Genomic DNA, 25,009 nt, shown 5'->3' on the forward strand with positions numbered 1-25,009 from the left:
GGCAGCTGGGACGGAGTCCGGTCGCGGCGTCCGGTCGCGGCGTCCGGTCGCGGCGTCCGGTCGCGGATCAGGCCGGCGCGTCGCGGCCGTCGCGGGCGACCACGTTGCCGCCTGCGATGACCAGGCGGCGCGGGGCGCGGCGCGCCACGGCTTCCGCCACACAGGAGGCATCCACCAGCACGAGGTCCGCCCGCGCTCCGGGCTCCAGGCCGTAATCGGCGAAACCGCAGGCGCGCGCGGCCGCCGCGCTCACGCAGTCGAAGGCCCACAGGATCTCCTCGTCGCGCCGCAGATCGTTGCGCAGCCCGATCAGCATGGCCCGCGCCAGCATGTCGGGCTCGCCGTAGGGCGTCCAGGTATCGCGGATGCCGTCGTTGCCGCCGAACAGCGTCACCCCCGCCTGCCGACAGGCGCGCAGGGCTGGCACGGGGCGCGACGGCGGCGCGGTGGTCAGCAGGGCCACGTCGAGCCCGGCCAGGCGGCCCAGCAGGCCGTGCAGGCGCCGCTCGTCCACAGCGCCCAGGCAGAATGCGTGGCTCACTACCGCCCTGCCCTGCATGCCCAGCGCCTGGACCCGGTCCAGGATCAGCTCCAGCGTGAACGCGCCCAGCTCGCCGGGCTCGTGCAGGTGGATGTCCACCGGCTTGCCGTGCCGGTCGGCCAGGCCGAACAGCGTATCGAGCGAGCGGACGGGATCGCGGTCGATGGCGCTGGGATCGAGCCCGCCCAGCACGTCGGCGCCGGCGGCCAGCGCCGTATCGAGCAGCTCGGCCGTGCCCGGCCGGACGAGCAGGCCGGATTGGGGAAAAGCGACGAGCTGGATGTCCACGCGCCCGGCCAGTTCCTCGCGCACGGCCAGCAGCCCTTCAAGGTGCCGCAGGCCCGCATCGGTGTCGATGTCGACGTGGCTGCGGATGCGGGTGACGCCGTTGCGCAGGAAGGCCAGCGCCAGCGCCCGCGCATGCGCGCCGGCGTCGTGCCCGGTGCGGGCGCGCCACGCGCGTTCGTTGTCGATGCGGTCGGCCAGCGCGGGGCCGACGTCGTTCACGTACCAGGGCGAGCCCCAGGTCGTCTTGTCCAGATGGGTATGGCCTTCGACCAAGCCGGGCAGCAGCAACGCCCCCGCACCGTCCTCGACCCGCAGCGGGCCGGTTGCGGGCAGGCCCGCGCCCAGCGCCGCGATGCGGCCGTCGCGCACGAGCACGTCCACCGCGCTCCCGCCCAGCGGGCGCACATTGCGAAGCAGCAAGCCGCTCGCTGGACGACCTTCGCGCCGCGCACGGCGGTATTCGCCCCTGGAGCTGTCCGGCAACGTCATGCCGAGGTCAGACCTTGGGAGGTTCGATCCAGAAGAAACGCTCGCCCTGGCGGATCATGTCCGCCACCCCTTCGGGAGCCAGGCGGTAATCGGTGCCCATGAGCGTGGCCCCGCCGTCTTCATGAATGTGAATGACGGCCAGCGGGTCGTTGGCCATGGTGTACCAGTAGTACCCGGGTTTGAGATCGTGCGGTGAAGTCGTAGTCATTCGTCGAGTATACAAACAACGCGCCGCCCGGCGCGGGGCCCGCGCCCGGGGGCGCAGCAAAAATAACGCGGAGACTGACACGATGCTTATGACGCGTCATACTCTGCGTTCCGCCAGGCCCAGACACGCGTACGCGGCGCGTCCGGCGAAACGCATAGCGGATATGCTCGCGCTGCGTTATCGACGAGAGGGGGGTGACGTTCCAATGAAGAGGCAGGCACTTCAGTTCAGCGAACCGCTCAAACAGGCGATATTGGACGGGCACAAAGTGCAGGCCCGCCGCATCGTCAAGCCGCAGCCGTCCAAGCCGACGACGGCCTGGTTCGCCGATGCCTCCGATTCGAGCCGCTGGATCGCCATGGGGCCTGCCGACGGCTGCGCCGAACTGCGCCGCACCTCCAACTGGATCACCTGCCCTTTCGGCAAGACAGGCCAGAGCATCGAGCTCGAGGACGAAAACGGCGTGCGCTTTGCCACGGCGGTGGTGGTGGGGGTCCGCATCCAGCGCCTGCAGCAGCTTACCGAGGCGGACGCGCGCGCCGAAGGCACGCAGGCCATCTACCAAAGCAGCGCCCTGCTGCCGGGCGTGCCCCTGCTGACGGCCTTTGCCATCAACTGGTGCGAGCGCTATGGCGCGCATGCCTGGGCCGCCAATCCCTGGGTCTGGGTGGTGGAATTCCGGCGCCAGCATCCCGGCACGGCCCCTGATTTCTGAAGATGCGGTTTTCCCGCCGGCGTTGGTTACCAGATGAAACTTCGCCGTCGAGGCCGGGCCCGAACCGCCGGATTTCAGTTGATTTCAAACCGGGGGTTTCCAGAGTGACGGACACCTGACGCAATGCAGCAAGCTGCCGGGATTCATTCGGGGGACGGTTGCGGATTGTCGCCATTGGGCCCGGGGCGCTTACGATCGGCGGGCGTGAAAACCGCGAAAATACGCCCATCGATACTCAACTTTGCTGCGTCAGCAGCAGGCAGGTGCAAGATGAAGAAGTGGCTGATAGCCGGCGCGGGCGCCGCGGCCATGCTGATTTCGGGGGTTGCGTCCGCCCGGGTGGACGTGGGCATCTCGATCGGCGTGCCGGGAATCGTGTATCCCGCGCCCGTCTACGTGGCGCCGCCTCCGCCGGTCGTCGTTGCCCCGCCGCCGCCCGTTTACTACCGGCCGGCGCCGGTTTATGTGGCGCCGCCGGTCGTGTACCCCGCGCCGGTATATTACGGCGGACGCCCCCACTGGCATGGCCACCGCCCTCCGCACGGGCATGGCCGGGGCTGGGGCCCTCCGCCTCCGGGATACCGCGGCGGTCCGCACCGGCACTGAACCGGCGCTCGTTAATACATTAACCAGCATGCCCGGATACCGCCTGGCATACCGCATCCGCCGATTATGCGATGGGCGTGCGTCCGACCTTGTCGGCGGTTTCGGCCGCAGGCTTGCGCAGGGTTTTGGGGGCCTTGCCGTCCACGGCAAGGCGGGGGGGTTCCTGGATCAGGTCGATCCAGCGGCGCGGCGTGCTCGACGCGCGCCACCAGCCATTATGCGGACGCATGGGCAAACTCCGGTTCACCGTTGAAACGAACCCCGTTGATGCCATGGAAAAGCTGCTCGCTCTCGCGCTGCGCCTCGTCCAGGCTGGCAAAGGGGCGCTGGCCGGGTACGGTCCAGCATTTTTCCGGCGCGTTCATGCCGACGCGGCGGGTCCATATTTGCACGCGATATCCCTGGCCGTCTTCGCGGGCCACGGTGCATCTCACGCGAAAATCTCCGATCATTCTTGAAGTCATGGACAAACTCCTTGTTATATAAGCTGAATGAAGCGTGTCGAACACATTGGTATTGTGCCGCAACTATCCGGCCCCACTTCCCGGATTACACACTTTCTAACATCAGAATCAGGGCTTTTACGCAAAATCAGATTAACTGCCAAACGCGACAGAAATATGGCTAATGATAAAAAAAAAGCGGAACCCGAGGGTTCCGCTTTTTTATCGTCCATAAGGCCGATGGACAAACGGGCCGGTTCAGGGCTTGAGCACCTCGACCCCGCCCATGTAGGGCCGCAGCGCCTGCGGGACGCGCACGCTGCCGTCGGCCTGCTGGTGGTTTTCGAGCACCGCGACCAGCGCCCGGCCCACGGCCAGGCCGGAGCCGTTCAGGGTGTGCACGAACTCCGGCTTGCCCTGCGCGTTGCGGAAACGCGCCTGCATGCGGCGGGCCTGGAAGGTTTCGCAATTCGACACCGAGGAAATCTCGCGCCAGGTATTCTGCGCCGGCAGCCAGACCTCCAGGTCGTAGGTCTTGGCCGAGCCGAAACCCATGTCGCCGGTGCACAGCAGCACCACGCGATACGGCAGTTCCAACAACTGCAGCACACGCTCGGCGTGGCCCACCATTTCTTCCAGCGCCTCGTAAGAGCGCTCGGGGTGCGTGACCTGCACCATTTCCACCTTGTCGAACTGGTGCTGGCGGATCATGCCGCGCGTATCGCGCCCGCCGCTGCCGGCCTCGGAGCGGAAGCAGGGCGTGTGGGCGGTGAGCTTCATGGGCAGCGCCTCGGCCGGAAGTATGGCGTCGCGCGCCACGCTGGTCAGCGTGATCTCGGAGGTGGAGATGAGGTACTGGTCTTCGCGCACATAGGCCTTGCCGTGTTCGTCGACCTTGGGGTCGTCGTCGCCGCCGCCCTTGGACACGGCGAACATGTCGTCCTTGAACTTGGGCAGCTGGCCCGTGCCGTACAGCGTCGAGGCGTTGACGATATAGGGCGTGTAGCACTCGGTGTAGCCGTGCGTGCCCGTCTGCAGGTCGAGCATGAATTGCGCCAGCGCGCGATGCAGGCGCGCGACGGGGCCGCGCATGAACGAGAAGCGCGCGCCCGAGAGCTTGGCCGCGGTGTCGAAATCCAGGCCCAGCGGTTCGCCCAGGGCGACATGATCGCGTGGCTCGAACCCCAGCGGCGGCGGATTGCCGTCGGGGCCGGCCTCGGCGGGCAGCCAGCGGCGCACCTCGACGTTGTCGTCGGCCGATTCGCCCACCGGCACGCTGGCGTGCGGCAGGTTGGGCACCGACATGAGCAGTTCGGCCAGCGGCTGCTGCAGCGCGGCCAGCTCGTCCTCGAGCTGCTTCAGGCGCACCGGCACGGCTTGCGACTCGGCCATGACGGCGCTGGCGTCCTCGCCCTTGGCCTTGAGCTGTCCGATCTGCTTGGCCAGCGCGTTGCGCCGGGCTTGCAGGGACTCGGTTTCGGTCTGGACGGCCTTGCGGCGGGACTCCAGGTCGTTGAACCGTTCCGTGTCGAAGGACACGCCGCGGGTCTTGAGGCGGTCGACGACGGTTTGCAGGTCTTTGCGCAGCAGTATCGGGTCTAGCATGGTGATGTCGGTGAGGTTGCGGAAAGCAACGGGCGCGGCCCGTTACCGTTTCCTGGCGCGTTCCTGGGCGTCCAGTTCGCGCAGGAAGGCCAGCTTTTGCTGGATTTTAGCCTCCAGGCCGCGATCGGTCGGGCGATAGAAGGAAGGGTTCATGCCATCCGGGAAATACCGCTCGCCGGCGGCGTAGCCGTGCGGCTCGTCGTGCGCGTAGCGGTAGGCCTTGCCGTGGCCCAGCTGTTTCATGAGCTTGGTGGGGGCGTTGCGCAGGTGGATGGGCACCGGCGCGCTGCCATGCTCGGCGGCAAACTTGCGGGCGGCGTTGTAGGCGTTGTAGACGGCGTTCGACTTGGCGGCGCAGGCCAGGTAGACCACCGCCTGGGCCAGCGCCAGCTCGCCTTCGGGCGAACCCAGGCGTTCGTAGATGTCGGCGCCGTTGAGGGCCAGCTCGGTGGCGCGCGGGTCGGCCAGACCGATGTCTTCGATCGCCATGCGCACCACGCGGCGCGCCAGGTACCTGGGATCGGCGCCTCCGTCCAGCATGCGGCAGAACCAGTAAAGCGCCGCGTCCGGGTCGGAGCCGCGCACGGATTTGTGCAGGGCGCTGATCTGGTCGTAGAACGCGTCGCCGCCCTTGTCGAAGCGGCGCAGGTTCTGCGACAGCGAGGTTTCGAGCCAGGCGGCGTCCACGGTGCCGCGGCCCGCGGCCTGCGCCGATTCGGCCACCACCTCCACCGCGCTGATGAGGCGGCGCGCATCGCCGTCGGCCCACGCGGCCAATTGCTCGCGGGCCTGCTCGTCCATGCTGATGCGCGCGCCCTCTTCGGCGTCTTCGTTGAGGGCCTGCAAAGCGCGGTCCACCAGTTGCAGCAGTTCTTCCTGCGTGAGCGATTGCAGCACGTACACGCGCGCGCGCGACAGCAGGGCGGAATTGACCTCGAACGAGGGGTTCTCGGTGGTGGCGCCGATGAAGGTGAACAGCCCGCTCTCGACATAGGGCAGGAAGGCGTCCTGCTGCGACTTGTTGAAGCGATGCACCTCGTCCACGAACAGAATGGTGCGGCGGCCCTGCCCCTGCGCCACCTGCGCGGTGACGACCGCGTCGCGGATGTCTTTCACCCCGCCCAGCACGGCCGAGATGGCGATGAACTGGGCGTCGAAGCCGTCGGCCATCAGCCGGGCGAGCGTGGTCTTGCCCACGCCCGGCGGCCCCCAGAAAATCATGGAGTGCGGACGGCCGGACTCGAAGGCCACGCGCAGGGGCTTGTCCGGGCCCAGCAGGTGCGACTGGCCCACCACGTCGGAAAGCGTGCGCGGCCGCAGGCGCTCGGCCAGCGGCACATAGGGCCGGTGCTTGGGGTCGGCCGCAAAGAGATCGTTGCTCATTGACAGCAGATGGGGGGAAAAGGCGGGAAATTCAAGCCGCTATTACACCATGGGCGGCGTCCCGGCCGCCGGCGGTCAGGCCAGCTCCGGCGGGCCGAACCGTCGGTTGGCCAGCGCGGGCAGCACCTTGCGGGCATGGTCCAGGCGCTGCCTGTCGATGTCGGCCAGCAGCAGCACGGGCGCTTCGCCGGCCCGCGCCGTGACCACGCCCAGCGGATCCACCACCATGCTGCAGCCAATGTTGCGTTCGCCGCATTCTCCCGTGGCCACCACGTAGCAGGTGTTTTCCAGGGCCCGCGCCGTGACCAGCACTTCCCAGTGGTGCTCCTTGAGCGCGCCCCGCACCCAGGCGGAGGGCAGCACCAGCACGTCGGCCCCGTCCAGGGCCAGGCGGCGGGCCAACTCGGGAAAGCGCACGTCGTAGCAGGTCATGAGGCCGACCTTGAAGCCGTCCACCTCCACCAGCGGCGGGATCTCGTCGCCGGCGGTGACGTTGGCGGATTCCTTCATGTTGAAGGCGTCGTACAGGTGCAGCTTGCGGTAGCGCGACAGGATCCGCCCATCGCGCAGCGTGACGAGGGTGTTCCAGACCCGACTCTCGCCGGTGGGCACGTGCACGCAGAACATGGTGGTGAGCGACGGCGTCGCGCGGCTGGCCTCCAGCAAGCGGGTCACGAAGGGGCCGTCCAGGGGCTGCGCGGCTTTCAGCACGATCTGCGGATCGGTGATATCGCGCGCCAGCACGCCTTCGGGCAGCACCAGCAGCCCCGCGCCCGCGGCGGCGGCGCGCGCCATGAGGTCTGCGCAGACCTGCGCGTTTTCTTCCCAGACTCGGCTGACGGCGAACTGGCCCAGGGCGACTTTCAGCATGGCGGTTCCTCGTAGAAGCATGCGCGGGCGGCGCCCCGCGTCGATGCGGCTATTGTCGCGCGATCGGCGGGGTCTGTGCGCCCCGGGGGCCATGCGGACGCTGGAAGAAGCCGCGCACAGGTCCTAGGGGTTAGTCCCAACTGCTGTCTGTAAATTATTTTCAAGATAATCTCCAACATCAGCGTCTGATTAAATAATTTTTCAAGACACGCCGAGGCAGACATGACAAAGGGCGCCCCTTCCACTCCCGCTGTACCGCTGGATCCCGACGGCAAGGGCCTGGGCCCGTTTCCGCCCGCCTGTACCACGGCCGGGGCGGCCGGCCTCGGCTGGAATCTCCTGGCCGAGGACGTCAGCCTGCCCGTGGCCGTGCTGTACGAAAGCCGCGTGCGCCACAATCTCGCGTGGATGCAGCGGTTCATGGAAGCCTACCGCGTCAAGCTCGCGCCGCACGGCAAGACCACCATGAGCCCGACGCTCTTCCAGCGCCAGATCGACGCGGGAGCCTGGGGCATCACGCTGGCCACGGCCCCGCAGACCCAGGCCGCCTACCGCCACGGCATCCGCCGCGTAATCATGGCCAACCAACTGGTGGGCAAGGCCAACATGGCCATCATCGCGCAGTTGCTGCGCGACCCCTCGTTCACCTACTTCTGCATCGTCGACTCCGCGACCAACGCGGCGCAGCTGGGCCGCTATTTCGGCGACCAGGGGCTGACCCTGCCCGTGCTGATCGAGCTCGGCCCGCCAGGCGGGCGCACCGGCGTGCGCGAGCCGGCGCAACTGCGCGAGGTGGCCGCGGAAATCGCGCGCTGGCCCGCCCTGGCCCTGGCGGGCGTCGAAGTCTACGAGGGCGTGCTGCAAGAAGAACCGGACATCCGCGCCTTCCTGCGGCGCGCCGCCGACGCCCTGCGCGAACTGGCCGCCGCCGGGCGGCTGCGCCGCAATGGTCCGGCGCTGATCTCCGGGGCGGGCTCGGCGTGGTTCGACGTGGTGGCCGAAGAATTCTCGCAGATCGACATCGGCGCCCCGCTGGACGTGGTGCTGCGCCCGGGCTGCTATCTGTCGCACGACGTGGGCATCTACCGCAGCGCCGCCGAGCGCATCCAGGCCCGGAACCCGGTGGCCCGCGGCATGGCGCCCGGCCTGCTGCCGGCGCTCCAGGTATGGGCCTACGTGCAGTCGATGCCCGAGCCCGGCCGCGCCATCGTGGCGCTGGGCAAGCGCGACGCGGCCTTCGACGCCGGCCTGCCCGAACCCGCGCGGCATTACCGGCCCGGCGCGCCGGCCGGCGCCCGGCCTCTGCCCGCCCCCCCGCAATGGAAGCTCACCGCCATGATGGACCAGCATGCCTTCATGCAGGTCGGGCCCGGCGACGACATCGCGGTGGGCGACATGATCGCATTCGACATTTCCCATCCCTGCCTCACCTTCGACAAATGGCGGCAGGTGCTGCTGGTGGACGACGACTACCGCGTCACGGGCGTGGCGCCCACCTATTTCTGACCCGCGTTACGTATCTCATCGCTGTTCCCCACCCATAGCCTGGAGAGAGCATCATGAACTTGCGCACCATCCGGCGCGGCGGGCTGAAGCGCCTGCTGCTGGCCGGCGCCGTCGGCCTGGCCGCCCTGTCGGTTTCCGCCCTGAGCGCGCAGCCCGTCAAGGGAGGCGCCATCACGGTCGCCACCATCGGCGAGCCGCCGACACTGGACCCCATGATCAGCACGGCGGACCTCGTCAGCATCCTCACGCAGCATGTCTTCGAAACCCTCTATACCTTCGATGCCAAGTGGAACCTGACGCCGCTGCTGGCGGAGAAGCTGCCCGAGATCAGCCCGGACGGGCTGGTCTACACCATCGCGCTGCGCCAAGGCATCAAGTTCCACGACGGCTCCGACATGGACGCCTCGGACGTGCTGGCCTCGCTCGAGCGCTGGACCGCAGCGGCCTCGCGCGGCAAGATGGCCAGCCGCGTCATCGCGGGCATCGACGCGCCGGATGCGCGCACGGTGCGCATCACGCTCAAGCAGCCCTATGCGCCGCTTACCGCGCTGTTGGCCATGACCAATAGCGCGGCGGTCATCCTGCCCAAGGAGAAGATCGAGCCCGTGCTGAAAGAGTTCGTGGGCACGGGGCCCTACCAGCTCAAGGCGCGCGTGCCCGACCAGTACATCCAGCTCACGCGCTTCGACGGCTACAGGCAGCGGGCCGGCGAGCCCGACGGCTACGGCGGCGCGCGCAAGCAGTACGCGGACGAGATCCGCTTCGTGCCGGTGGCCAACGCCAACACGCGGGCGGAAGCCGCCGCGGCCGGCCAGTTCGACTACGTGGACTCGCTGCCGGTGGAAGCCATGGGCAAGCTCGAAGGCAGCCGGTCCGAGGCCGTGCTGCTCAAGCCCTTCGGCTGGCCGCGGCTGGTGCTCAACACCAAGGCGGGCATCATGTCCAACCTGGCGGCGCGGCGCGCCGTGCAGCTCGCGCTCAACGAAGAAGACATGCTGTACGCCGCCTTCGGCAACAAGGACTTCTACAAGCTCAACGGCGACCTCTACCCCGAGGGCTATCCCTGGGCTACGTCGCTGGGCGGCAAGGTCTATAACCAGGGCGATGCGGCGGGCGCGAAGAAGCTGCTGGACGAGGCCGGCATCAAGGACCGCAAGATCCGCATCCTGACCAGCCAGCAATACGAGTTCCACTACAAGATGGCGCTGGTGGCGGCCGAATACCTCAAGGCGGCCGGCTTCACCGTGGACATGCAGGTCGTGGACTGGGCCACGCTCACGCAGCGCCGGCAGAATCCGGCCGTGTGGGACATCTTCATCACCCACAGCGTATTCCTGCCCGAGCCGGCGCTCATCGACTTCCCGTCCAGGGACGCCCCGGGCTGGTGGGACACGCCGCGCCGCGCGCAGGTCATGGACGCCTTCAACCAGGCCCGCACGCAGGAAGAGCGCGTCAAGCGCTGGGCCGACGTGCAGCAGGCCGTGTACGACGAGGTGCCCTTCGTGAAAGTGGGCGACTTCAACGCGCTGGCCGCCCGCTCGCCCGCGCTGCAAGGCTTTACCCCTTCGGCCTGGCCGTACTTCTGGAACGCCTGGAAGGCCGCCGCCCGGCCCTGAAGCCCGCCGCCGAACCGCAAGCAGGATACCGCCCGTGCTCCGCTATCTCTTGAACCGCCTGGTCGGACTGGTGGCCGTGATGTTCATCGTGGCAACCATCGTGTTCGTCATCATCCGCCTCACGCCCGGCGATCCCGCCGCCGTGATGCTGGGGCCCCAGGCCAGCCAACAGGACATCGATGCGCTGCGCGCCCGCCTGGGGCTGGACCAGCCGCTGGCCGCGCAGTACGTGCAATGGCTGGGCAAGCTGGCGCAGGGCGACCTGGGCCAGTCCATTTTCCTGAACAAGCCGGTGCTGGCGGCCCTGGCGGACCGGGCCGAACCCACGCTGCTCCTGACGCTGATGTCGCTTGCCATCGCCGGCGCCATCGCGCTGCCGGTGGGCATTCTGTCGGCGGTGCGGCGGGGCACGGTCCTGGACCAGTCGGTGCTGAGTTTTTCCATGTTCACCTCCAGCGTGCCCAGCTTCTGGCTGGGCTTGCTGCTGATGCAGCTTTTCTCGGTCAGGCTGGGCTGGCTGCCGGTGGCGGGCTACGGCGGCCCCGACGCGTCGCTGGCCACCCGGCTGTCGCATCTGGTGCTGCCGGCGGTGGTGCTGGGGCTGGTGAACTCGGCGCTCATCACGCGCTTCATCCGCGCGAGCATGCTGGACGTGTTGCGCGACGACTACGTGCGCACCGCCCGCGCCAAGGGTCTGCCCGAAAGCAAGGTGATACTCCGGCACGCGGTGCGCAATGCGCTGATTCCCATCCTGACGGTGCTGGGCCTGACCACCGCCCTGCTCATCAGCGGCGCGGTGGTCACGGAAACCGTGTTCGGGCTGCCCGGCGTGGGCAACCTCGTGGTTTCGGCCGTGCTGCGGCGCGACTACCCCGTGATCCAGGGCGCGCTGCTGGTGATCGCCGCCATTTACGTGCTCATCAATCTGTTCATCGACCTGCTGTATCTGGCGGTCGACCCCCGGGTGCGCTACTGACATGACAACCGCGACCCTGACTCCGGCCGGCGCCGAGAAATGGCAGGCGCTGCGCCTGCTGGTTTCGCGCAAGACCGTGCTGGCCAGCCTCATCGTGCTGGCGCTGCTGGTGGCCGCCGCGCTGCTGGCGCCCTGGATCAGCCCCTACGATCCGTTCAAGCTCTCCATCATGAACCGGCTCAAGGCGCCCGGCGCCGCGCACTGGTTCGGCACGGACGATTTCGGGCGCGACGTGTTCAGCCGGGTGATCTACGGCGGGCGCCTGTCGCTGCTGGTCGGCTTCTCGGTGGTGGTGCTGTCCAGCGCGCTGGGCATCGCGCTGGGACTGGTGGCGGGCTTCTTCCGCTCGGCCGACAAATTCGTATCGCGCCTGATCGACGCCATGATGGCCTTCCCGGACATACTGCTGGCCATTTCCCTGGTGGCGGCGCTGGGGCCCTCGCTCGTCAACGTCATCGTGGCGCTGGGCATCGTCTACACCCCGCGGCTGGCCCGCATCGTGCGCGCCTCCACGCTGGTGATCCGCGAACTGCCTTTCGTGGAAGCGGCGCGCGCGCTCGGCGTGCCCACCTGGCGCATCGTGACGGTGCACGTGCTGCGCAACCTGGTCTCGCCCATCCTGGTGCAGGGCACGTTCATCTTCGCCTACGCCATCCTGGCCGAGGCGGGCCTGTCCTTCCTGGGCGTGGGCGTCTCGCCCGACATTCCCACCTGGGGCACGATGATCAACGCCGGCCAGCAGTACATGGGCTCGGCGGACTGGATCATGATTTTCCCCGGGCTGGCCATCGTGCTGTCGGTGCTGTCGCTGCAACTGGTGGGCGACGGGCTGCGCGACGTGCTCGACCCCCGCCTGCGCAAGGAGCTGTGACATGAGCGCAGGCATCCGCGACATCGTGCTTTCCGTGCAGGGGCTGAAAACCTGGTTCCACAGCCGCGACGGCATCGCCCGCTCGGTGGACGGCGTGACCTTCGACCTCGCCCGCGGCGAAACGCTGGCCATCGTGGGCGAATCGGGATCGGGCAAGTCGGTGACCAGCCTGTCCATCATGGGCCTGCTGCCCGGGCCGGCCGGCCGCATCGAGGCGGGCAGCATCCTGTTCCGCGACCGCCAGGGCCGCGAGCACGACCTGGCCCGGGCCCCGGCGGCAACGCTGCGGCGCATCCGCGGAGCCGAGATCGCCATGATCTTCCAGGAACCCATGACCAGCCTGAACCCGCTGTACACCGTGGGCGACCAGATCGCCGAGACCGTGCTGCAGCACGAAGGCGGCACGCGCGCGGCGGCGCTGGCGCGGGCGCGCGAGATGCTGGAGCGGGTGGAGATTCCAGCCGCGGCGCGCCGCCTCGGCGAGTATCCGCACCAGATGTCGGGCGGCATGCGCCAGCGGGTGATGATCGCCCTGGCGCTGGCCTGCAATCCGGCCGTGCTCATCGCCGACGAACCCACCACCGCCCTGGATGTCACCGTGCAGGCGCAGATCCTCGACCTGCTGCGCCGCCTGCAGGCCGAGCTGAACATGAGCATTCTCTTCATCACGCACAACCTGGGCGTGGTGGCCGAGATCGCGCACCGCGTGGCGGTCATGTATGCCGGGCGGGTGGTGGAAGACGCCGACGTGTACGCGCTTTTCGAACGGCCTGCCCACCCCTATACGCGCGGCCTGCTGTCGTGCATTCCCACGGCGGCGCTGCGTGCCTCGGGCGAGCGCCTGCGCGCCATTCCCGGCAACGTGCCCAGCGTGCTGTCGCTGCCGCCGGGCTGCGCGTTCGCGCCGCGCTGCCCCATCGCCGCCGGCGAATGCCGGCGGGCCGTGCCCGAACTGGAGGCGGTGCGCGCAGGCCACCGCGCCCGCTGCATCAAGGTGACTGCCGCATGAACGCGCCCTCCGCCGCCCCCCCGCTGGTCCGCGTCCAGGACCTCAAGGTGCATTTCCCCACGTCGTCCGCGCGCCATGCCCCGGTGGTGCGCGCGGTGGACGGCGTCAGCTTCGACGTGCCGCGCAACACTATCGTCGGCCTGGTGGGCGAGTCCGGATCGGGCAAGACCACCACCGGCCGCGCGCTGCTGCGCCTCTTCGCGCCCACCGCCGGACGCATCGAGTTCGACGGCGTGGACATCACCCGCCTGACCGAAAAAGCCCTGCTGCCCTGGCGCCGCCGCATGCAGATCGTGTTCCAGGATCCTTATGCCAGCCTCAATCCGCGCATGACCGTGGCCGAGATCCTGGGCGAAGCGCTGGACACGCACCAGCTTGCCCAACAGCGGCGCGCGGCCCGCATCGCCGAGCTGCTGGAGCGCGTGGGCCTGGACGCCGGCCATGCGCGGCGCTACCCGCATGAATTCTCCGGCGGCCAGCGCCAGCGCATCGGCATCGCGCGGGCGCTGGCGGTGGAACCGGCCTTCATCGTGGCCGACGAGCCGGTTTCGGCGCTGGATGTCTCCGTGCAGGCGCAGGTGCTGAACCTGCTGCAGGACCTGCAGCGCGACCTCGGGCTGACCATGCTGTTCGTGGCGCACGACCTGGCGGTGGTGGACTACCTGTGCGACGAAGTCGTGGTGATGTACCTGGGCCGGGTCATGGAGCGCGGCCCCACGCGCGAGGTCTACGGCAACCCCCGCCACCCCTACACGCAGGCCCTGCTGTCGGCCGCGCCCGTGCCCGATCCGCGCGCGCCCCGTTCGCGTATCCTGCTCAAGGGCGATATTCCCAGCCCGGTGGACCCGCCATCGGGCTGCGTGTTCCGCACGCGCTGTCCGCATGCCGTCGACGCCTGCGCGCAAACCGTGCCGCCGCCGGCCGAAGCGGGCCCCGGCCACCAGGCCGCCTGTCTGCGCCTGGACGCCCTCCAGGCCGAGCCTCTCAACAGGACCATCGCATGAACATGATCCGCGATATCGTTTTCCAGATACGCAGCCGCCGCGACGCGCTCAGCGTCACCGAGCGCAAGGTGGCCGACGCCATCCTGGACGACATCATCTGGAGCGCGAGCGCCACGGTGGACCAGCTTGCGTCCAAGGCGGGCGTCAGCATCGCCACCATTTCGCGCTTCGCGCGCACCGTGGGCTGCGAAGACACGCGCGACCTGAAGATGAAGCTGGCGCAGGCCAGCGCGGTGGGCAGCCGCTTCCTGGACGCCTCCGCGCCCGCCGAGGAAAGCACCTTCTACGCGCGCATCTATGCCGACATCGAGAGCACGCTGCGCGCGCATCTGCCCGAGTTCACCGAGCCGCTGATCGAACGCGCCACCGCGCTGGTGCGCGAGGCCCGCATGACCTACGTCTTCGGCATGGGCGGCGCCTCGGCGGTGCTGGCCCATGAGATCCAGTCGCGGCTGGTGCGCCTGGGCTATCCGGTGGCCGCCTATACCGACGCGGTGCTGCTGCGCATGGTGGCGGCCACGCTGGACGAACGCGACACCGTGCTGGCGCTTTCCGCCTCGGGCCTCACCCCTGAAATCCTGGGCGGCGCCCGCATCGTGAAGCAGTACCGGGCCCGCATCGTGGCGCTCACCGATCCCGCCTCGCCGCTGGCGGACATGGCCGACGTCGTGGTGCCGATACGCACGGCCGAAACCGACTTCATCTACAAGCCCTCGGCGTCGCGCTACGCCATGATGCTGGCCATCGACCTGCTGGCCACGGAACTGGCCATGCTCGACCAGGACGGCAACCGCGAACGCCTGCGCCGCATCAAGCTGGCGCTGGACGAGTACCGCGGCGGCCCCAACCGGCTGCCCCTGGGCGACTGAACGACAACGCGCAACGGACGCTCCCGATGTACGACACCCTGATCGCCCAGGTCCGCGTGCTGGACGGCTCCGGCGGCCCCGAAACCGTCGCCGACGTGGCGCTGGCCGGCGACCGCATTGCCGCCATCGGCGCGCTCGGCGGCCGGCCGGCGGCGCGGCGCATCGACGGCCGGGGCCTGGCGCTCGCGCCCGGCTTCATCGACGTGCACACCCATGACGACACCAACGTCATCCGCACCCCCGGCATGCTGCCCAAGCTTTCGCAAGGCGTGACCACCGTGATCGTGGGCAACTGCGGCATCAGCGCCTCTCCCGTGACGCTGCGCGGCGATCCGCCCGACCCGATGAACCTGCTGGGCGGCCCGGACGATTTCCGCTACCCCGCCTTCGCCGACTACACGCGCGCCATCGAGCAAGCCCGGCCCGCCGTGAACGTGGCGGCGCTGGTGGGCCACACCGCGCTGCGCAACAACCACATGGACCGGCTCGACCGCCCCGCCACGCGCCGGGAGGCGCTGGCGATGCGGGAACAACTCCGCGACGCGCTGGCGCATGGCGCCATCGGTTTGAGCACGGGCCTGGCCTATGCGTCCGCCTTCGAGGCGGACACCGCCGAGGTCAAGCTGCTGGCCGAGGCGCTGGACGAATTCGGCGCGCTGTACGCCACGCATCTGCGCTCGGAATTCGCGGCCATCCTCGAAGCCATGCAGGAAGCCTTCGACGTGGGCCTGCATGCGCGCGTGCCAGTGGTGGTGTCGCACCTGAAATGCGCGGGCGCGGGCAACTGGGGCCGCACGAAGGAGGTGCTGTTCGCGCTGGAGAACGCCGGCCGCATGCAGCGGGTGGGCTGCGACTGCTATCCGTATTCGGCCAGCTCGTCCACCCTGGACCTGAAGCAGGTCACGGACGAATTCGATATCTTCATCACCTGGTCCGCCCCGCACCCGGAACAGGCGCGCCGCACGCTGGCCGCGATTGCGCGCGACTGGAACGTGAGCCTGACGGAGGCCGCCTCGCGCCTGCAGCCGGCCGGCGCGGTGTACCACAACATGCGCGAAGACGACGTGCGCCGCGTACTGTCGCACCCGCTCACCATGGTGGGGTCCGACGGCCTGCCCAACGACCCCATGCCCCACCCGCGCCTGTGGGGCGCGTTTCCGCGCGTGCTCGGACACTACAGCCGCGACGTGGGGCTGTTCCCGCTGGCCGAGGCCGTGCACAAGATGACCGGCCTGTCGGCGCGGCGCTATGGCCTGGCCGGGCGCGGCCAGGTACGCGAGGGCTATCACGCCGATCTCGTGCTGTTCGACCCCGCGGGCGTGACCGACCGCGCCACCTTCGCCGACCCGGTCCGGGCCGCGGACGGTATCGAGGCCGTGTGGGTCAACGGCGTGCTGTCCTACGACCACGGCCAGCCCACCGGCCTGCGCGCCGGACGCTGGCTTCCCCGCCAGGGCGACCTGCGCGCGGATTTCCGCTGAAACAGACCTGCCACGAGGAGAAAAGCATGAACCAGGCTCCCACCCCCGATCAATACGGCATCACGCGCTACGGCGCGACCGGCGGCGCCGGCCAGGGCGGCTCGCATATGCCGTTCGCGCGCGCCGTGGCCGCCGACGGCTGGCTCCATGTGTCTGGCCAGGTGCCCATGGAAAACGGCGAAGTCGTCGAGGGCGGCATCGTCACGCAATCGCACAAGGCCATCCAGCAACTGCTGGCGATCCTGAAAGAAGCGGGCTACGGACCCGAGCACGTGGTGCGCTGCGGCGTATGGCTGGACGACGCGCGCGACTTCCCGGCTTTCAACAAGGTGTTCCGCGAGTATTTCGGCGAGTACGCGCCGGCGCGCGCCTGCGTGCAGTCGCCGCTGATGGTGGACGCGAAGGTGGAGATCGATTGCGTGGCGTATAAAGGCCCACCCCCTACCCGCTGACGCGGGCCCCCTCAAGGGGGCGGCGCTGGCGGACCGGCCAAGCCGGATCCGCGGCGCCCTGGCTTGGGAAGAGGGGGGATGCGAAGGTGGAAATTGATTGTATGAAGAACCCCTTACCCGCTGACGCGCGCGCCCTCAAGGGGGCGGCGCTGGCGGACCGGCCAAGCCGGATCCGCGGCGCCCTGGCTTGGGGAGAGGGGGGATGCGAAGGTGGAAATTGATTGTATGAAGACCCCCCTACCCGCTGACGCGCGCGCCCTCAAGGGGGCGGCGCTGGCGGACCGGCCAGGCCGGATCCGCGGCGCCCTGGCTTGGGGAGAGGGGGGATGCGAAGGTGGAAATTGATTGTATGAAGAACCCCTTACCCGCTGACGCGCGCGCCCTCAAGGGGGCGGCGCTGGCGGACCGGCCAAGCCGGATCCGCGGCGCCCTGGCTTGGGAAGAGGGGGGATGCGAAGGTGGAAATTGATTGTATGAAGAACCCCTACCCGCTGACGCGGGCCCTCAAGGGGGCGGCGCTAGCAAGAACGGGCTCGCTTCGGAGGCTGCCGGGGCGCCGCGGATTCCCTGTCGGCCTACATCTTCACCACGTCCACGCCCTTGGGGGGCGCGAACTGGAATTCGCTGGCGGGGAGCTGGGGGTTGGGCGTGATGCCGGACAGGTCCACACGGGTGGTCTGGCCGAAGGAGTCGAGCAGTTCGACGCGCACGGGCAGGTTGTCTTTCATGCCGATGTCGACGCGGGAGAAGCCGGCGTCGGCGTTGCGGGGCTTGGCGCGCAGCCAGTCCACGCCGTCCCGGGAAGGCAGGGCGGACACCTCGAAAGACTGCTCCAGCGAGCCGGAGCCGAACAGGATGGCGGCCGGCGAGGTGCCGATGGCCGCGTCCACGTTGCGCTCCGTGACCTGCGCCAGGTCGGGGTCGTATTGGTAGACCTGGCGGCCGTTGGACACGATGAGCTGCTCGTAGGGCCGCTGCACGGCCCACTTGAACTTGCCGGGACGCTGGAACGAAAACGTGCCCGTCTGCGTGGGCTGCGGACGGCTCTGCTGATTGCCGATGGTGACCTGCGAAAAAGAGCCGGTGGCGGCGCTCACGGTGCCGACGAAGGCGCGCAGTTGTTCCTGGGCGCTGGCGGCGAGCGCCAGCGCGGGGGACAGGCAGAGGGCCGCGGCGGCGGCCATGCCACGTAGGGTAGGCATCATGCTTCCTCTCGGGCGGCGGGCACCAGGATTTCCCGGTTGCCATTGGATTGCATCGCCGACACCATACCCGATTGCTCCATCTGCTCCAGTAACCGGGCCGCTCGGTTGTAACCAATGCGCAAGTGCCGCTGCACGAGGGAGATGGACGCGCGGCGGTGCTTGAGCACCACTTCGCAGGCCTGGTCGTACATGGGGTCGGACTCGGCGTCGCCGCCGATGCCGGTGACGCTGCTGGCGCCGTCGGCGCCGTCGCCGTCCAGTCCGCCTTCCAGCAGGCCCTCGACGTAGTTGGGCTCGCCCTGGGCCTTCAGGTTTTCCACCACGCGGTGCACTTCGTCGTCATGCACGAAAGCGCCGTGCACGCGCACCGGCAGCCCGGTGCCCGGCGGCATGTACAGCATGTCGCCCTGCCCCAGCAGGGTCTCGGCGCCCATCTGGTCGAGGATGGTGCGCGAATCGATCTTGGACGACACCTGGAACGCGATACGGGTGGGGATATTGGCCTTGATGAGGCCGGTAATCACGTCCACGCTGGGCCGCTGGGTGGCGAGCACCAGGTGGATGCCCGCCGCGCGCGCTTTTTGCGCCAGGCGGGCGATGAGTTCCTCGATCTTCTTGCCCACCACCATCATCAGGTCGGCCAGCTCGTCGATGACCACCACGATGGTGGGCAGCGGCGCGAGCGGCTCGGGCTGGTCCGGCGTGAGCGAGAAGGGGTTGGGAATCGGCTCCTCGCGCTTGATGGCGTCGCGGATCTTGGCGTTGTAGCCCGCCAGGTTGCGCACGCCCATCTTGCTCATGAGGCGGTAGCGTTTTTCCATTTCGCCCACGCACCAGTTCAGGGCGTTGGCGGCCTGGCGCATGTCGGTGACGACCGGCGCGAGCAGGTGCGGTATGCCTTCGTACACACTCATTTCCAGCATCTTGGGGTCGATGAGGATGAGGCGCGTATGCGAGGCGTCGGCCTTGTACAGCAGCGAGAGGATCATGGCGTTGATCCCCACCGATTTGCCCGAGCCCGTGGTGCCGGCCACCAGCAGGTGCGGCATCTTGGCCAGGTCGGCCACCACGGGATTGCCCGCGATGTCCTTGCCCAGCGCCATGGTCAGCACCGACTGGCTGGCGTGGTAGGTCTGCGAGCCGATGATCTCGGAGAGCTTCACCATCTGGCGGCGCGGGTTGGGCAGCTCCAGGCCCATCAGGTTCTTGCCGGGAATGGTTTCCACCACGCGGATGCTCACCAGGCTGAGCGCGCGGGCGAGGTCCTTGGCCAGGTTGACGATCTGGCTGCCCTTCACGCCCGTGGCGGGCTCGATTTCGTAGCGCGTGATGACGGGCCCGGCCTGCGCCGCCACGACCGTGACGGACACGCCGAAGTCGGCGAGCTTCTTCTCGATGAGGCGCGAGGTGAACTCGATGGTTTCGGCCGACACGGTTTCCTGGTTGGCCACGGGGGGATCGAGCAGGCTGATGGCCGGCAGGTCGCCTTCGCCGCCCGCGGGGGCGAAGAACAGGCTTTGCTGCTTTTCTTTCTCGACGCGCTCGGACTTGGGCACCACCGTGATGGCGGGCTCGATGCGCACCGGCTGCTCGTGCACCAGTTTTTCCTGCTTGGCCTCCACCTGCTCGGTGCGCACGGCCTTGGCCACCTGGCCCGCCTTGCGGTCCTGGCGGGCGGTGTAGGAATCGCGCACGCGGCGCACCAGACCTTCGAGCCAGGCGCCCACGCGCTCGGCCAGCGCGAGCCAGGAGAAGGAGAAGAAGAGGCTCAGGCCGATGGCGACCATGACCAGGAAGGCCAGCGTGCTGCCTGTGAAGCCGATGCTGCGGCTCACCAGGTCGGCCAGGGTGTGGCCGATGACGCCGCCCGCGCCGCTGGCCGTTTCGGAAGCGCCCGGCAGATGCGTGCCATGGCTCGCAAGCCGCAGCGCCTCCATGCCCAGCGATCCCACCAGCAGCAGGAAGAAGCCTATGCCCTCCTCCCAGTGCACGCGGGGCAGCGGCTCGGGTTGTTTACTATTGGTAACGCGCAGGTGGCTGGCCAGGCGGCGGTAGCCGGCGCGCACCCGGTGCAGCAGCAGCACGACCCACCACCAGGCGGAAAAACCGAACAGATAGAGCAGGATGTCGGCCAGGTAGGCGCCCAGCATCCCGCCCCGGTTGTGGATGGCGCCCGCGGACACGGAGTGCGACCAGCCCGGATCGGCCGGATTCCAGGTGGCGAGCACCAGGGTGAGCCAGGCGGCCAGCGCGGCGAAGAGGATCCAGCGGGCCTCGCGCAGCAGCGAAGAAATTCGCGTCTGGAGCGGCGACGGCCCATTGCGGGTATTGCGCGAGGCGCGCGGGGTAGCATTGGAGATACGCGGCATGCGGCTCATTATAATTGGGCGTTACCCTAAAGATACCCGCCCATGTCCACGCCCAAGCACGCTAAAGTTTTGATACTTGGTTCCGGCCCCGCCGGCTACACCGCCGCCGTCTACGCCGCGCGCGCCAATCTCAAGCCCGTTCTCATCACGGGCCTCGCGCAGGGCGGCCAGCTCATGACCACCACCGAGGTCGACAACTGGCCCGCCGACGCGGCCGGCGTGCAGGGCCCCGAGCTCATGCAGCGCTTCCAGCAGCATGCGGAGCGCTTCGAAACCGAGCTGGTGTTCGACCACATCGCCAAGGTGGACCTCTCCCGCCGCCCGTTCACGCTCACGGGCGACACGGGCAACGTCTACACTTGCGACGCGCTCATCGTGGCCACCGGCGCCTCGGCCAAGTACCTGGGCCTGCCCTCCGAGGAAGCCTTCATGGGACGCGGCGTCTCGGGCTGCGCCACCTGCGACGGCTTTTTCTACCGCAACCAGGACGTGGTGGTGGTGGGCGGCGGCAACACCGCCGTCGAAGAGGCGCTGTACCTGTCCAACATCTGCCGCAAGGTCACGCTCATCCACCGCCGCGACAAGTTCCGCGCCGAGCCCATCCTGGTGGACAAGATGATGGAGAAGGTCGAAAAGGGCAATATGGAGCTCAAGCTTTTCCACACCCTGGAAGAAGTGCTGGGCGACGACTCCGGCGTCACCGGCGTGCGCATCCGCCACGTGGACACCGGCGCCACCGAAGACCTGAAGGCCACGGGCGCCTTCATCGCCATCGGCCACCAGCCCAATACCGGCATTTTCGAAGGCCAGCTCGAAATGAAAGACGGCTACATCGTCACCCGCAGCGGCCTGTCGGGCATGGCCACCATGACCTCCGTGCCCGGGGTGTTCGCCGCCGGCGACGTGCAGGACCACGTCTACCGCCAGGCCATCACCAGCGCCGGCACGGGCTGCATGGCCGCGCTGGACGCGCAGCGCTGGCTGGAGAACGAAGGGCAGTGAAAGGCAGCAAAGCCGGCCTGGCCGACCTGAAGCGGCTGAAGAAGGAACTGCAGGCCGCCCAGGAACGCGCCGAACACGAACGCAAGGCGCAGGCCGCGCGCAAGGCCGCCGCCGCGCCCGAGGACGACGTGGCGGCCTTCCGGCGCAGCCTGCAATCCGTCACGCCGCTCCGGCCGCAGACGCGGGTCGAGCACAAGCCCGTCCCGGTTCCGCCGGCGGCCCAGGCCCTGCGCCGCGCCCATGCGCTGGGCGAAACCGCGCCGCGCGCCGACGCCGGCGTGTCCGACGGCAGCGACATCACCCATCTGCTCTCCGAAGGCGGCACCGCCTTCGTGCGCGCGGATGCCGCGCCCGACACCGCGCGCAACCTGCGGCGCGGCCAGTGGCGCGCGGGCGCCGAGCTCGACCTGCACGGGCTGCGCGTCGAACAGGCGCGCCACGCCCTGCTCTCCTTCCTGGACGAATGCCTGGAACACGGCATCCGCTGCGTGCGCATCGTGCATGGCAAGGGCTACGGCTCGCAGGGCCTGGAGCCGGTGCTCAAGGACAAGGCGCGCACCTGGCTGGTGCAGAAAGCCGAGGTCATGGCGTTTTCGGAAGCGCCCGAGCGCGAAGGCGGCGCGGGCGCGCTGCTGGTCCTGATGCGCCAACCCGACGGAGTCCGCAAATGAAATGGCTGTACCTGGCCGTGGCCATCGTGGCCGAGATCATCGCCACCAGCGCGCTCAAGAGCTCGGACGGGTTCAGCCGGCTGATTCCCTCGGCAGTCACGGTCACGGGCTACGTGGTGTCGTTCTATTTTCTTTCGCTGACCCTGCGCGAGATTCCCGTGGGCATCGCCTATGCGATCTGGTCGGGCGTCGGCATCGTACTCATCTCGCTGGTGGGCGCCGTGTTCTTCAAGCAGCACCTGGACGCGCCCGCGCTCGCGGGCATTGGCCTCATCATCGCCGGCGTGGCGGTGATGAACCTGTTCTCCAAGTCCGTTCCCCATTGATTGCCGGCTCCCGCCGGGCGCCCGCCCCGTCCAGCGCCCCGGTGGAACGCGCCCTCAGGCTTCTTCGCCGGAGGACCGGCCGTTGTTGCGCCCGGGGCTGCGCAAATATTCCACCAGGGCGCGCGTGGCGCGGTCGGGCGCGGGCGTCAGCAGCGACACCACGATAATGGCCAGGAAGGCGACCGGGGCGCCGAACACGCCGGCCGCAATGGGCTGTATGCCCCACCACAGCTGCACCGGCTCGGTGCGCGGAATGCCCATCACCCACTCGCGCAGCCAGGGCTGGGTGTGGGTCATGTAGGCAAAGGTGGTCAGGAGCCCGGCCGCCATGCCCAGCGTGGCGCCCCACTTGTTCGCGCGCCGCCAGAATACGCCCATCACCAGCGCCGGAAAGAACGACGAGGCCGCGAACGAGAACGCCGCGGACACCATGAACAGAATGTCGGCGGGCTTGCGCGCGGCCACCCAGGCCGCGCCGAAGGCCACGACCAGCAGCAGTATCTTGGACACCATCACGCGGCGCGCCGCCGACATGCGCGGCGACACTACGCGGTACCACATGTCGTGCGACAGGGAGTTGGAGAGCGTCAGCAGCAGTCCGTCGGCGGTAGACAGCGCGGCGGCCAGGCCGCCCGCCGCCACCAGCCCCGAAATCACATAAGGCAGGCCGCCGATCTCGGGCATGGCGAGCACTACCACGTCGGCGCCCATGCTGATCTCGCCCAACTGCACGATGCCGTCTCGGTTCACGTCCAGCACTTCCAGCAGGTTGCTGTCGACCGCGCTCCAGGCGTGCACCCAGTTGGGCAGGCTGAGAAAGCTGCTGCCCACCACCTGCGTGTACACCTCGTATTTCACCAGCAGCGCCAGGGCCGGCGCCATGAAATACAGCAGCAGGATGAACAGCAGCGACCAGGCCACCGAGCGCCGCGCCTCCACCACCGACGCCGTGGTGTAGGAGCGCATGAGGATATGCGGCATGCCGGCGGTGCCCAGCATCAGGCACAGCACCAGCGCCAGGAAATTGGCGCGCATGTGGCTGCGCTCCTGCGGGTCCTTGGACGGAAACGGCTCGGCATGCGGCACCGGCGGCGCGGCGCGCGCCTCGAACACCGCCTTGGCCTGCGACCAGGCCGCGCGGGCGTCCTCGACGCTCGCCGGGTAGGCTGCCAGCTCCCGCTCCACCGAGCGGATCTCGACCATGGGCGCGTCCGTGGCGTTCAGCTGCGCGAGCCGGCTGCGCAGCTTGTCGCGCTCCAGCGTCCAGGATTCGGGCAGCGCCTGCACCCGCTGCGCCATTTCGTCGGCGCGTTCCTGCCACAGGCGGCGCACCTCGACTTCGCCCGGATCGTTCTGCAGATAGGCTTCCTTCTCGGCCACCTGCTGCAGCACCGCGCCGCCCGAAATCTGGGGCAAGGGGATGTGCGTGTGCTTGACCGACAGCCAGATCACCGGCACCAGGTAGGCGATGACCAGGATGATGTACTGGCCCACCTGCGTCCAGGTGACCGCGCGCATGCCGCCCAGGAAGGAACAGACCAGCATTCCTCCCAGCGCCACGAAAATGCCCAGCTCGAACGAGATGCCGGTCATGCGGGTGGTGATGATGCCCACGCCGTAGATCTGCGCCACCAGGTAGGTAAATGAGCACAGTACGGCGCAGAACACCCCCGCCAGCCGCGGCAGGTTGCCGCCGTAGCGCGCGCCCATGAAATCGGGAATCGTGTACTGGCCGAAACGGCGCAGGTAGGGCGCCAGCAGCGTGGCCACCAGCACGTAGCCGCCCGTCCAGCCCATGATGTAGGCCAGGCCGCCATACCCGGTCAGGTAGAGCGTGCCGGCCACGCCGATGAAAGACGCCACGGACATCCAGTCGGCCGCGGTTGCCATGCCGTTGTAGACGGCCGGCACGCGGCGGCCGGCCACGTAGTATTCCACCTGGTCCGAGGTGCGGCACACGATGCCGATGCCCGCGTACAGGCAGACCGTGACCAGCAGGAACACGTAGCCGATCCACTGCCGCGGCATGCCCAGCACCTCGGCCAGGGCCATCAGCAGGATCATGAGCAGAAAGCCTGCCGTGTAGAGCACGTACACGCGCCGCAGGCGGATGCGCAATTCCTCGGGACTGCCGCCGCCGAAAGGCATCAGCGGGTCCCCCCGGGGGCGTCCTCGTCGCCGTCCTTGCGGTTCATGACGCGCGCATAGACGACGACAATGACAAGATAGGCCAGCGGCGCGCCGTAGGCTGCCATCCAGAAGGCGAAAGGCCAGCCGATGAAATCGAACGACAGGTCGCGCGCGAAATATGAGGGCAGGAAAGTCAGCGCCGCCCAGACGAGCAGCGACACGAGGATCAGCCGCAGGTTGCGGCGCCAGTAGGAAGGCGGGGCGGAGTCAGGGGAAAGACGGGTTTCCGGCATTGTCAGGGTCTGTGCCACACCACTGATTATCGCGAAACGCGCCGCCTGAAAGCACCTGAAGCTGAATTGCCGGGCTTTTAT

At 68.6% G+C, this 25,009-nt stretch carries 25 protein-coding genes; 14 read left to right on the forward strand and 11 right to left on the reverse strand.

Going from position 1 to position 25,009, the window contains the following annotated elements; all coding sequences use genetic code 11:
- Positions 1–67 precede the first annotated feature (67 nt).
- Together NGJ44_RS14505 and NGJ44_RS14510 are read right to left on the reverse strand one after the other, a co-directional pair.
- Entirely contained in the window at positions 68–1,249 is a 1,182-nt protein-coding gene (locus tag NGJ44_RS14505; RefSeq protein WP_353506960.1) for an amidohydrolase family protein, read from the reverse strand.
- A 76-nt stretch (positions 1,250–1,325) separates the two neighbouring features.
- Positions 1,326–1,526 carry a hypothetical protein gene (locus NGJ44_RS14510; protein ID WP_200908030.1) on the reverse strand — a complete coding sequence of 67 codons (201 nt, stop codon included), beginning with the start codon at positions 1,524–1,526 and terminating at the stop codon, positions 1,326–1,328.
- Between the two features lie 205 nt (positions 1,527–1,731).
- On the opposite strand from NGJ44_RS14510, the gene NGJ44_RS14515 reads away from it, so the two are divergent.
- Positions 1,732–2,241, forward strand: coding sequence for an ASCH domain-containing protein (locus NGJ44_RS14515; protein ID WP_053245281.1), 510 nt, complete (start codon positions 1,732–1,734; stop codon positions 2,239–2,241).
- A gap of 270 nt (positions 2,242–2,511) precedes the next feature.
- Positions 2,512–2,847 carry a hypothetical protein gene (locus tag NGJ44_RS14520; RefSeq protein WP_053245282.1) on the forward strand — a complete coding sequence of 112 codons (336 nt, stop codon included), beginning with the start codon at positions 2,512–2,514 and terminating at the stop codon, positions 2,845–2,847.
- Between the two features lie 64 nt (positions 2,848–2,911).
- Here NGJ44_RS14520 and NGJ44_RS14525 read toward each other — a convergent pair whose 3' ends face one another.
- From NGJ44_RS14525 to NGJ44_RS14545, 5 genes are all read right to left on the reverse strand, one after another.
- Positions 2,912–3,076, reverse strand: a complete 165-nt coding sequence (locus NGJ44_RS14525; RefSeq protein ID WP_251864370.1) for a hypothetical protein — start codon at positions 3,074–3,076, stop codon at positions 2,912–2,914.
- Positions 3,063–3,311, reverse strand: a complete 249-nt coding sequence (locus NGJ44_RS14530; RefSeq protein ID WP_082308375.1) for a hypothetical protein — start codon at positions 3,309–3,311, stop codon at positions 3,063–3,065. Before NGJ44_RS14530 ends, NGJ44_RS14525 begins: the two co-directional genes overlap by 14 nt.
- A 237-nt stretch (positions 3,312–3,548) precedes the next feature.
- Positions 3,549–4,895 (reverse strand): serine--tRNA ligase, encoded by a 1,347-nt coding sequence (gene serS, locus NGJ44_RS14535; RefSeq protein ID WP_251864371.1) that lies wholly within the window; start codon positions 4,893–4,895, stop codon positions 3,549–3,551.
- A gap of 42 nt (positions 4,896–4,937) precedes the next feature.
- A complete protein-coding gene (locus NGJ44_RS14540) occupies positions 4,938–6,278 on the reverse strand; it encodes a replication-associated recombination protein A (protein ID WP_053245284.1) in 1,341 nt (446 codons plus the stop codon).
- Positions 6,279–6,353: 75 nt separating this feature from the next.
- Positions 6,354–7,148, reverse strand: coding sequence for a deaminated glutathione amidase (locus NGJ44_RS14545; RefSeq protein WP_251864372.1), 795 nt, complete (start codon positions 7,146–7,148; stop codon positions 6,354–6,356).
- Positions 7,149–7,370: 222 nt separating this feature from the next.
- Here NGJ44_RS14545 and NGJ44_RS14550 point away from each other — a divergent pair, with 222 nt between their 5' ends.
- From NGJ44_RS14550 to NGJ44_RS14590, 9 genes are read left to right on the forward strand one after another with little or no spacing between them, the layout of a single operon-like run.
- Positions 7,371–8,654: an amino acid deaminase gene (locus tag NGJ44_RS14550; RefSeq protein WP_251864373.1), complete on the forward strand. Its 1,284-nt coding sequence runs from the start codon at positions 7,371–7,373 to the stop codon at positions 8,652–8,654.
- Between the two features lie 53 nt (positions 8,655–8,707).
- Positions 8,708–10,270, forward strand: coding sequence for an ABC transporter substrate-binding protein (locus tag NGJ44_RS14555; RefSeq protein ID WP_251864374.1), 1,563 nt, complete (start codon positions 8,708–8,710; stop codon positions 10,268–10,270).
- Positions 10,271–10,304: 34 nt separating this feature from the next.
- Complete coding sequence (locus NGJ44_RS14560; RefSeq protein WP_053245441.1) at positions 10,305–11,246, forward strand: ABC transporter permease; 942 nt, start codon at positions 10,305–10,307, stop codon at positions 11,244–11,246.
- Position 11,247: 1 nt separating this feature from the next.
- Positions 11,248–12,117, forward strand: coding sequence for an ABC transporter permease (locus NGJ44_RS14565; protein ID WP_053245440.1), 870 nt, complete (start codon positions 11,248–11,250; stop codon positions 12,115–12,117).
- A gap of 1 nt (position 12,118) precedes the next feature.
- Positions 12,119–13,126: an ABC transporter ATP-binding protein gene (locus NGJ44_RS14570; RefSeq protein WP_053245439.1), complete on the forward strand. Its 1,008-nt coding sequence runs from the start codon at positions 12,119–12,121 to the stop codon at positions 13,124–13,126.
- Positions 13,123–14,130, forward strand: a complete 1,008-nt coding sequence (locus NGJ44_RS14575) for an ABC transporter ATP-binding protein (protein ID WP_251864375.1) — start codon at positions 13,123–13,125, stop codon at positions 14,128–14,130. The genes NGJ44_RS14570 and NGJ44_RS14575 overlap by 4 nt, the downstream gene beginning before the upstream one ends.
- Positions 14,127–14,999 carry a MurR/RpiR family transcriptional regulator gene (locus tag NGJ44_RS14580; RefSeq protein ID WP_053245437.1) on the forward strand — a complete coding sequence of 291 codons (873 nt, stop codon included), beginning with the start codon at positions 14,127–14,129 and terminating at the stop codon, positions 14,997–14,999. The genes NGJ44_RS14575 and NGJ44_RS14580 overlap by 4 nt, the downstream gene beginning before the upstream one ends.
- Positions 15,000–15,025: 26 nt before the next feature.
- Positions 15,026–16,480, forward strand: coding sequence for an N-acyl-D-amino-acid deacylase family protein (locus NGJ44_RS14585; protein ID WP_251864376.1), 1,455 nt, complete (start codon positions 15,026–15,028; stop codon positions 16,478–16,480).
- A 26-nt stretch (positions 16,481–16,506) separates the two neighbouring features.
- The gene (locus NGJ44_RS14590; protein WP_053245435.1) at positions 16,507–16,932 is read left to right on the forward strand and encodes a RidA family protein; all 426 of its coding nucleotides are present in this window, start codon (positions 16,507–16,509) and stop codon (positions 16,930–16,932) included.
- 575 nt (positions 16,933–17,507) lie between these two features.
- On the opposite strand, the gene lolA is transcribed toward NGJ44_RS14590, so the two are convergent.
- Positions 17,508–18,134 (reverse strand): outer membrane lipoprotein chaperone LolA, encoded by a 627-nt coding sequence (gene lolA / locus NGJ44_RS14595; protein ID WP_053245434.1) that lies wholly within the window; start codon positions 18,132–18,134, stop codon positions 17,508–17,510.
- On the reverse strand, positions 18,134–20,506 hold the full coding sequence (locus NGJ44_RS14600) for a DNA translocase FtsK (RefSeq protein ID WP_152968075.1): 2,373 nt from the start codon (positions 20,504–20,506) through the stop codon (positions 18,134–18,136). Before NGJ44_RS14600 ends, lolA begins: the two co-directional genes overlap by 1 nt.
- Positions 20,507–20,548: 42 nt before the next feature.
- On the opposite strand from NGJ44_RS14600, the gene trxB reads away from it, so the two are divergent.
- Genes trxB through NGJ44_RS14615 form a run of 3 tightly spaced genes read left to right on the forward strand, consistent with a single transcriptional unit; the run spans position 20,549 to position 22,505 of the window.
- Positions 20,549–21,508 (forward strand): thioredoxin-disulfide reductase, encoded by a 960-nt coding sequence (gene trxB, locus NGJ44_RS14605; RefSeq protein ID WP_053245432.1) that lies wholly within the window; start codon positions 20,549–20,551, stop codon positions 21,506–21,508.
- Positions 21,505–22,179 carry a Smr/MutS family protein gene (locus tag NGJ44_RS14610; RefSeq protein WP_251864377.1) on the forward strand — a complete coding sequence of 225 codons (675 nt, stop codon included), beginning with the start codon at positions 21,505–21,507 and terminating at the stop codon, positions 22,177–22,179. Before trxB ends, NGJ44_RS14610 begins: the two co-directional genes overlap by 4 nt.
- A complete protein-coding gene (locus NGJ44_RS14615; protein ID WP_053245427.1) occupies positions 22,176–22,505 on the forward strand; it encodes a DMT family transporter in 330 nt (109 codons plus the stop codon). Before NGJ44_RS14610 ends, NGJ44_RS14615 begins: the two co-directional genes overlap by 4 nt.
- A 54-nt stretch (positions 22,506–22,559) precedes the next feature.
- Here the strand turns inward: NGJ44_RS14615 and NGJ44_RS14620 are convergent, their stop codons facing one another.
- Both NGJ44_RS14620 and NGJ44_RS14625 read right to left on the reverse strand, forming a co-directional pair.
- A complete protein-coding gene (locus NGJ44_RS14620; RefSeq protein WP_251864378.1) occupies positions 22,560–24,653 on the reverse strand; it encodes a sodium:solute symporter family protein in 2,094 nt (697 codons plus the stop codon).
- Complete coding sequence (locus NGJ44_RS14625; protein WP_053245428.1) at positions 24,653–24,928, reverse strand: DUF4212 domain-containing protein; 276 nt, start codon at positions 24,926–24,928, stop codon at positions 24,653–24,655. Before NGJ44_RS14625 ends, NGJ44_RS14620 begins: the two co-directional genes overlap by 1 nt.
- Positions 24,929–25,009: the final 81 nt, after the last annotated feature.

Origin of the sequence: Achromobacter sp. Marseille-Q4962, from assembly GCF_943737005.1 — a bacterium.
GTDB lineage: Bacteria > Pseudomonadota > Gammaproteobacteria > Burkholderiales > Burkholderiaceae_B > Achromobacter.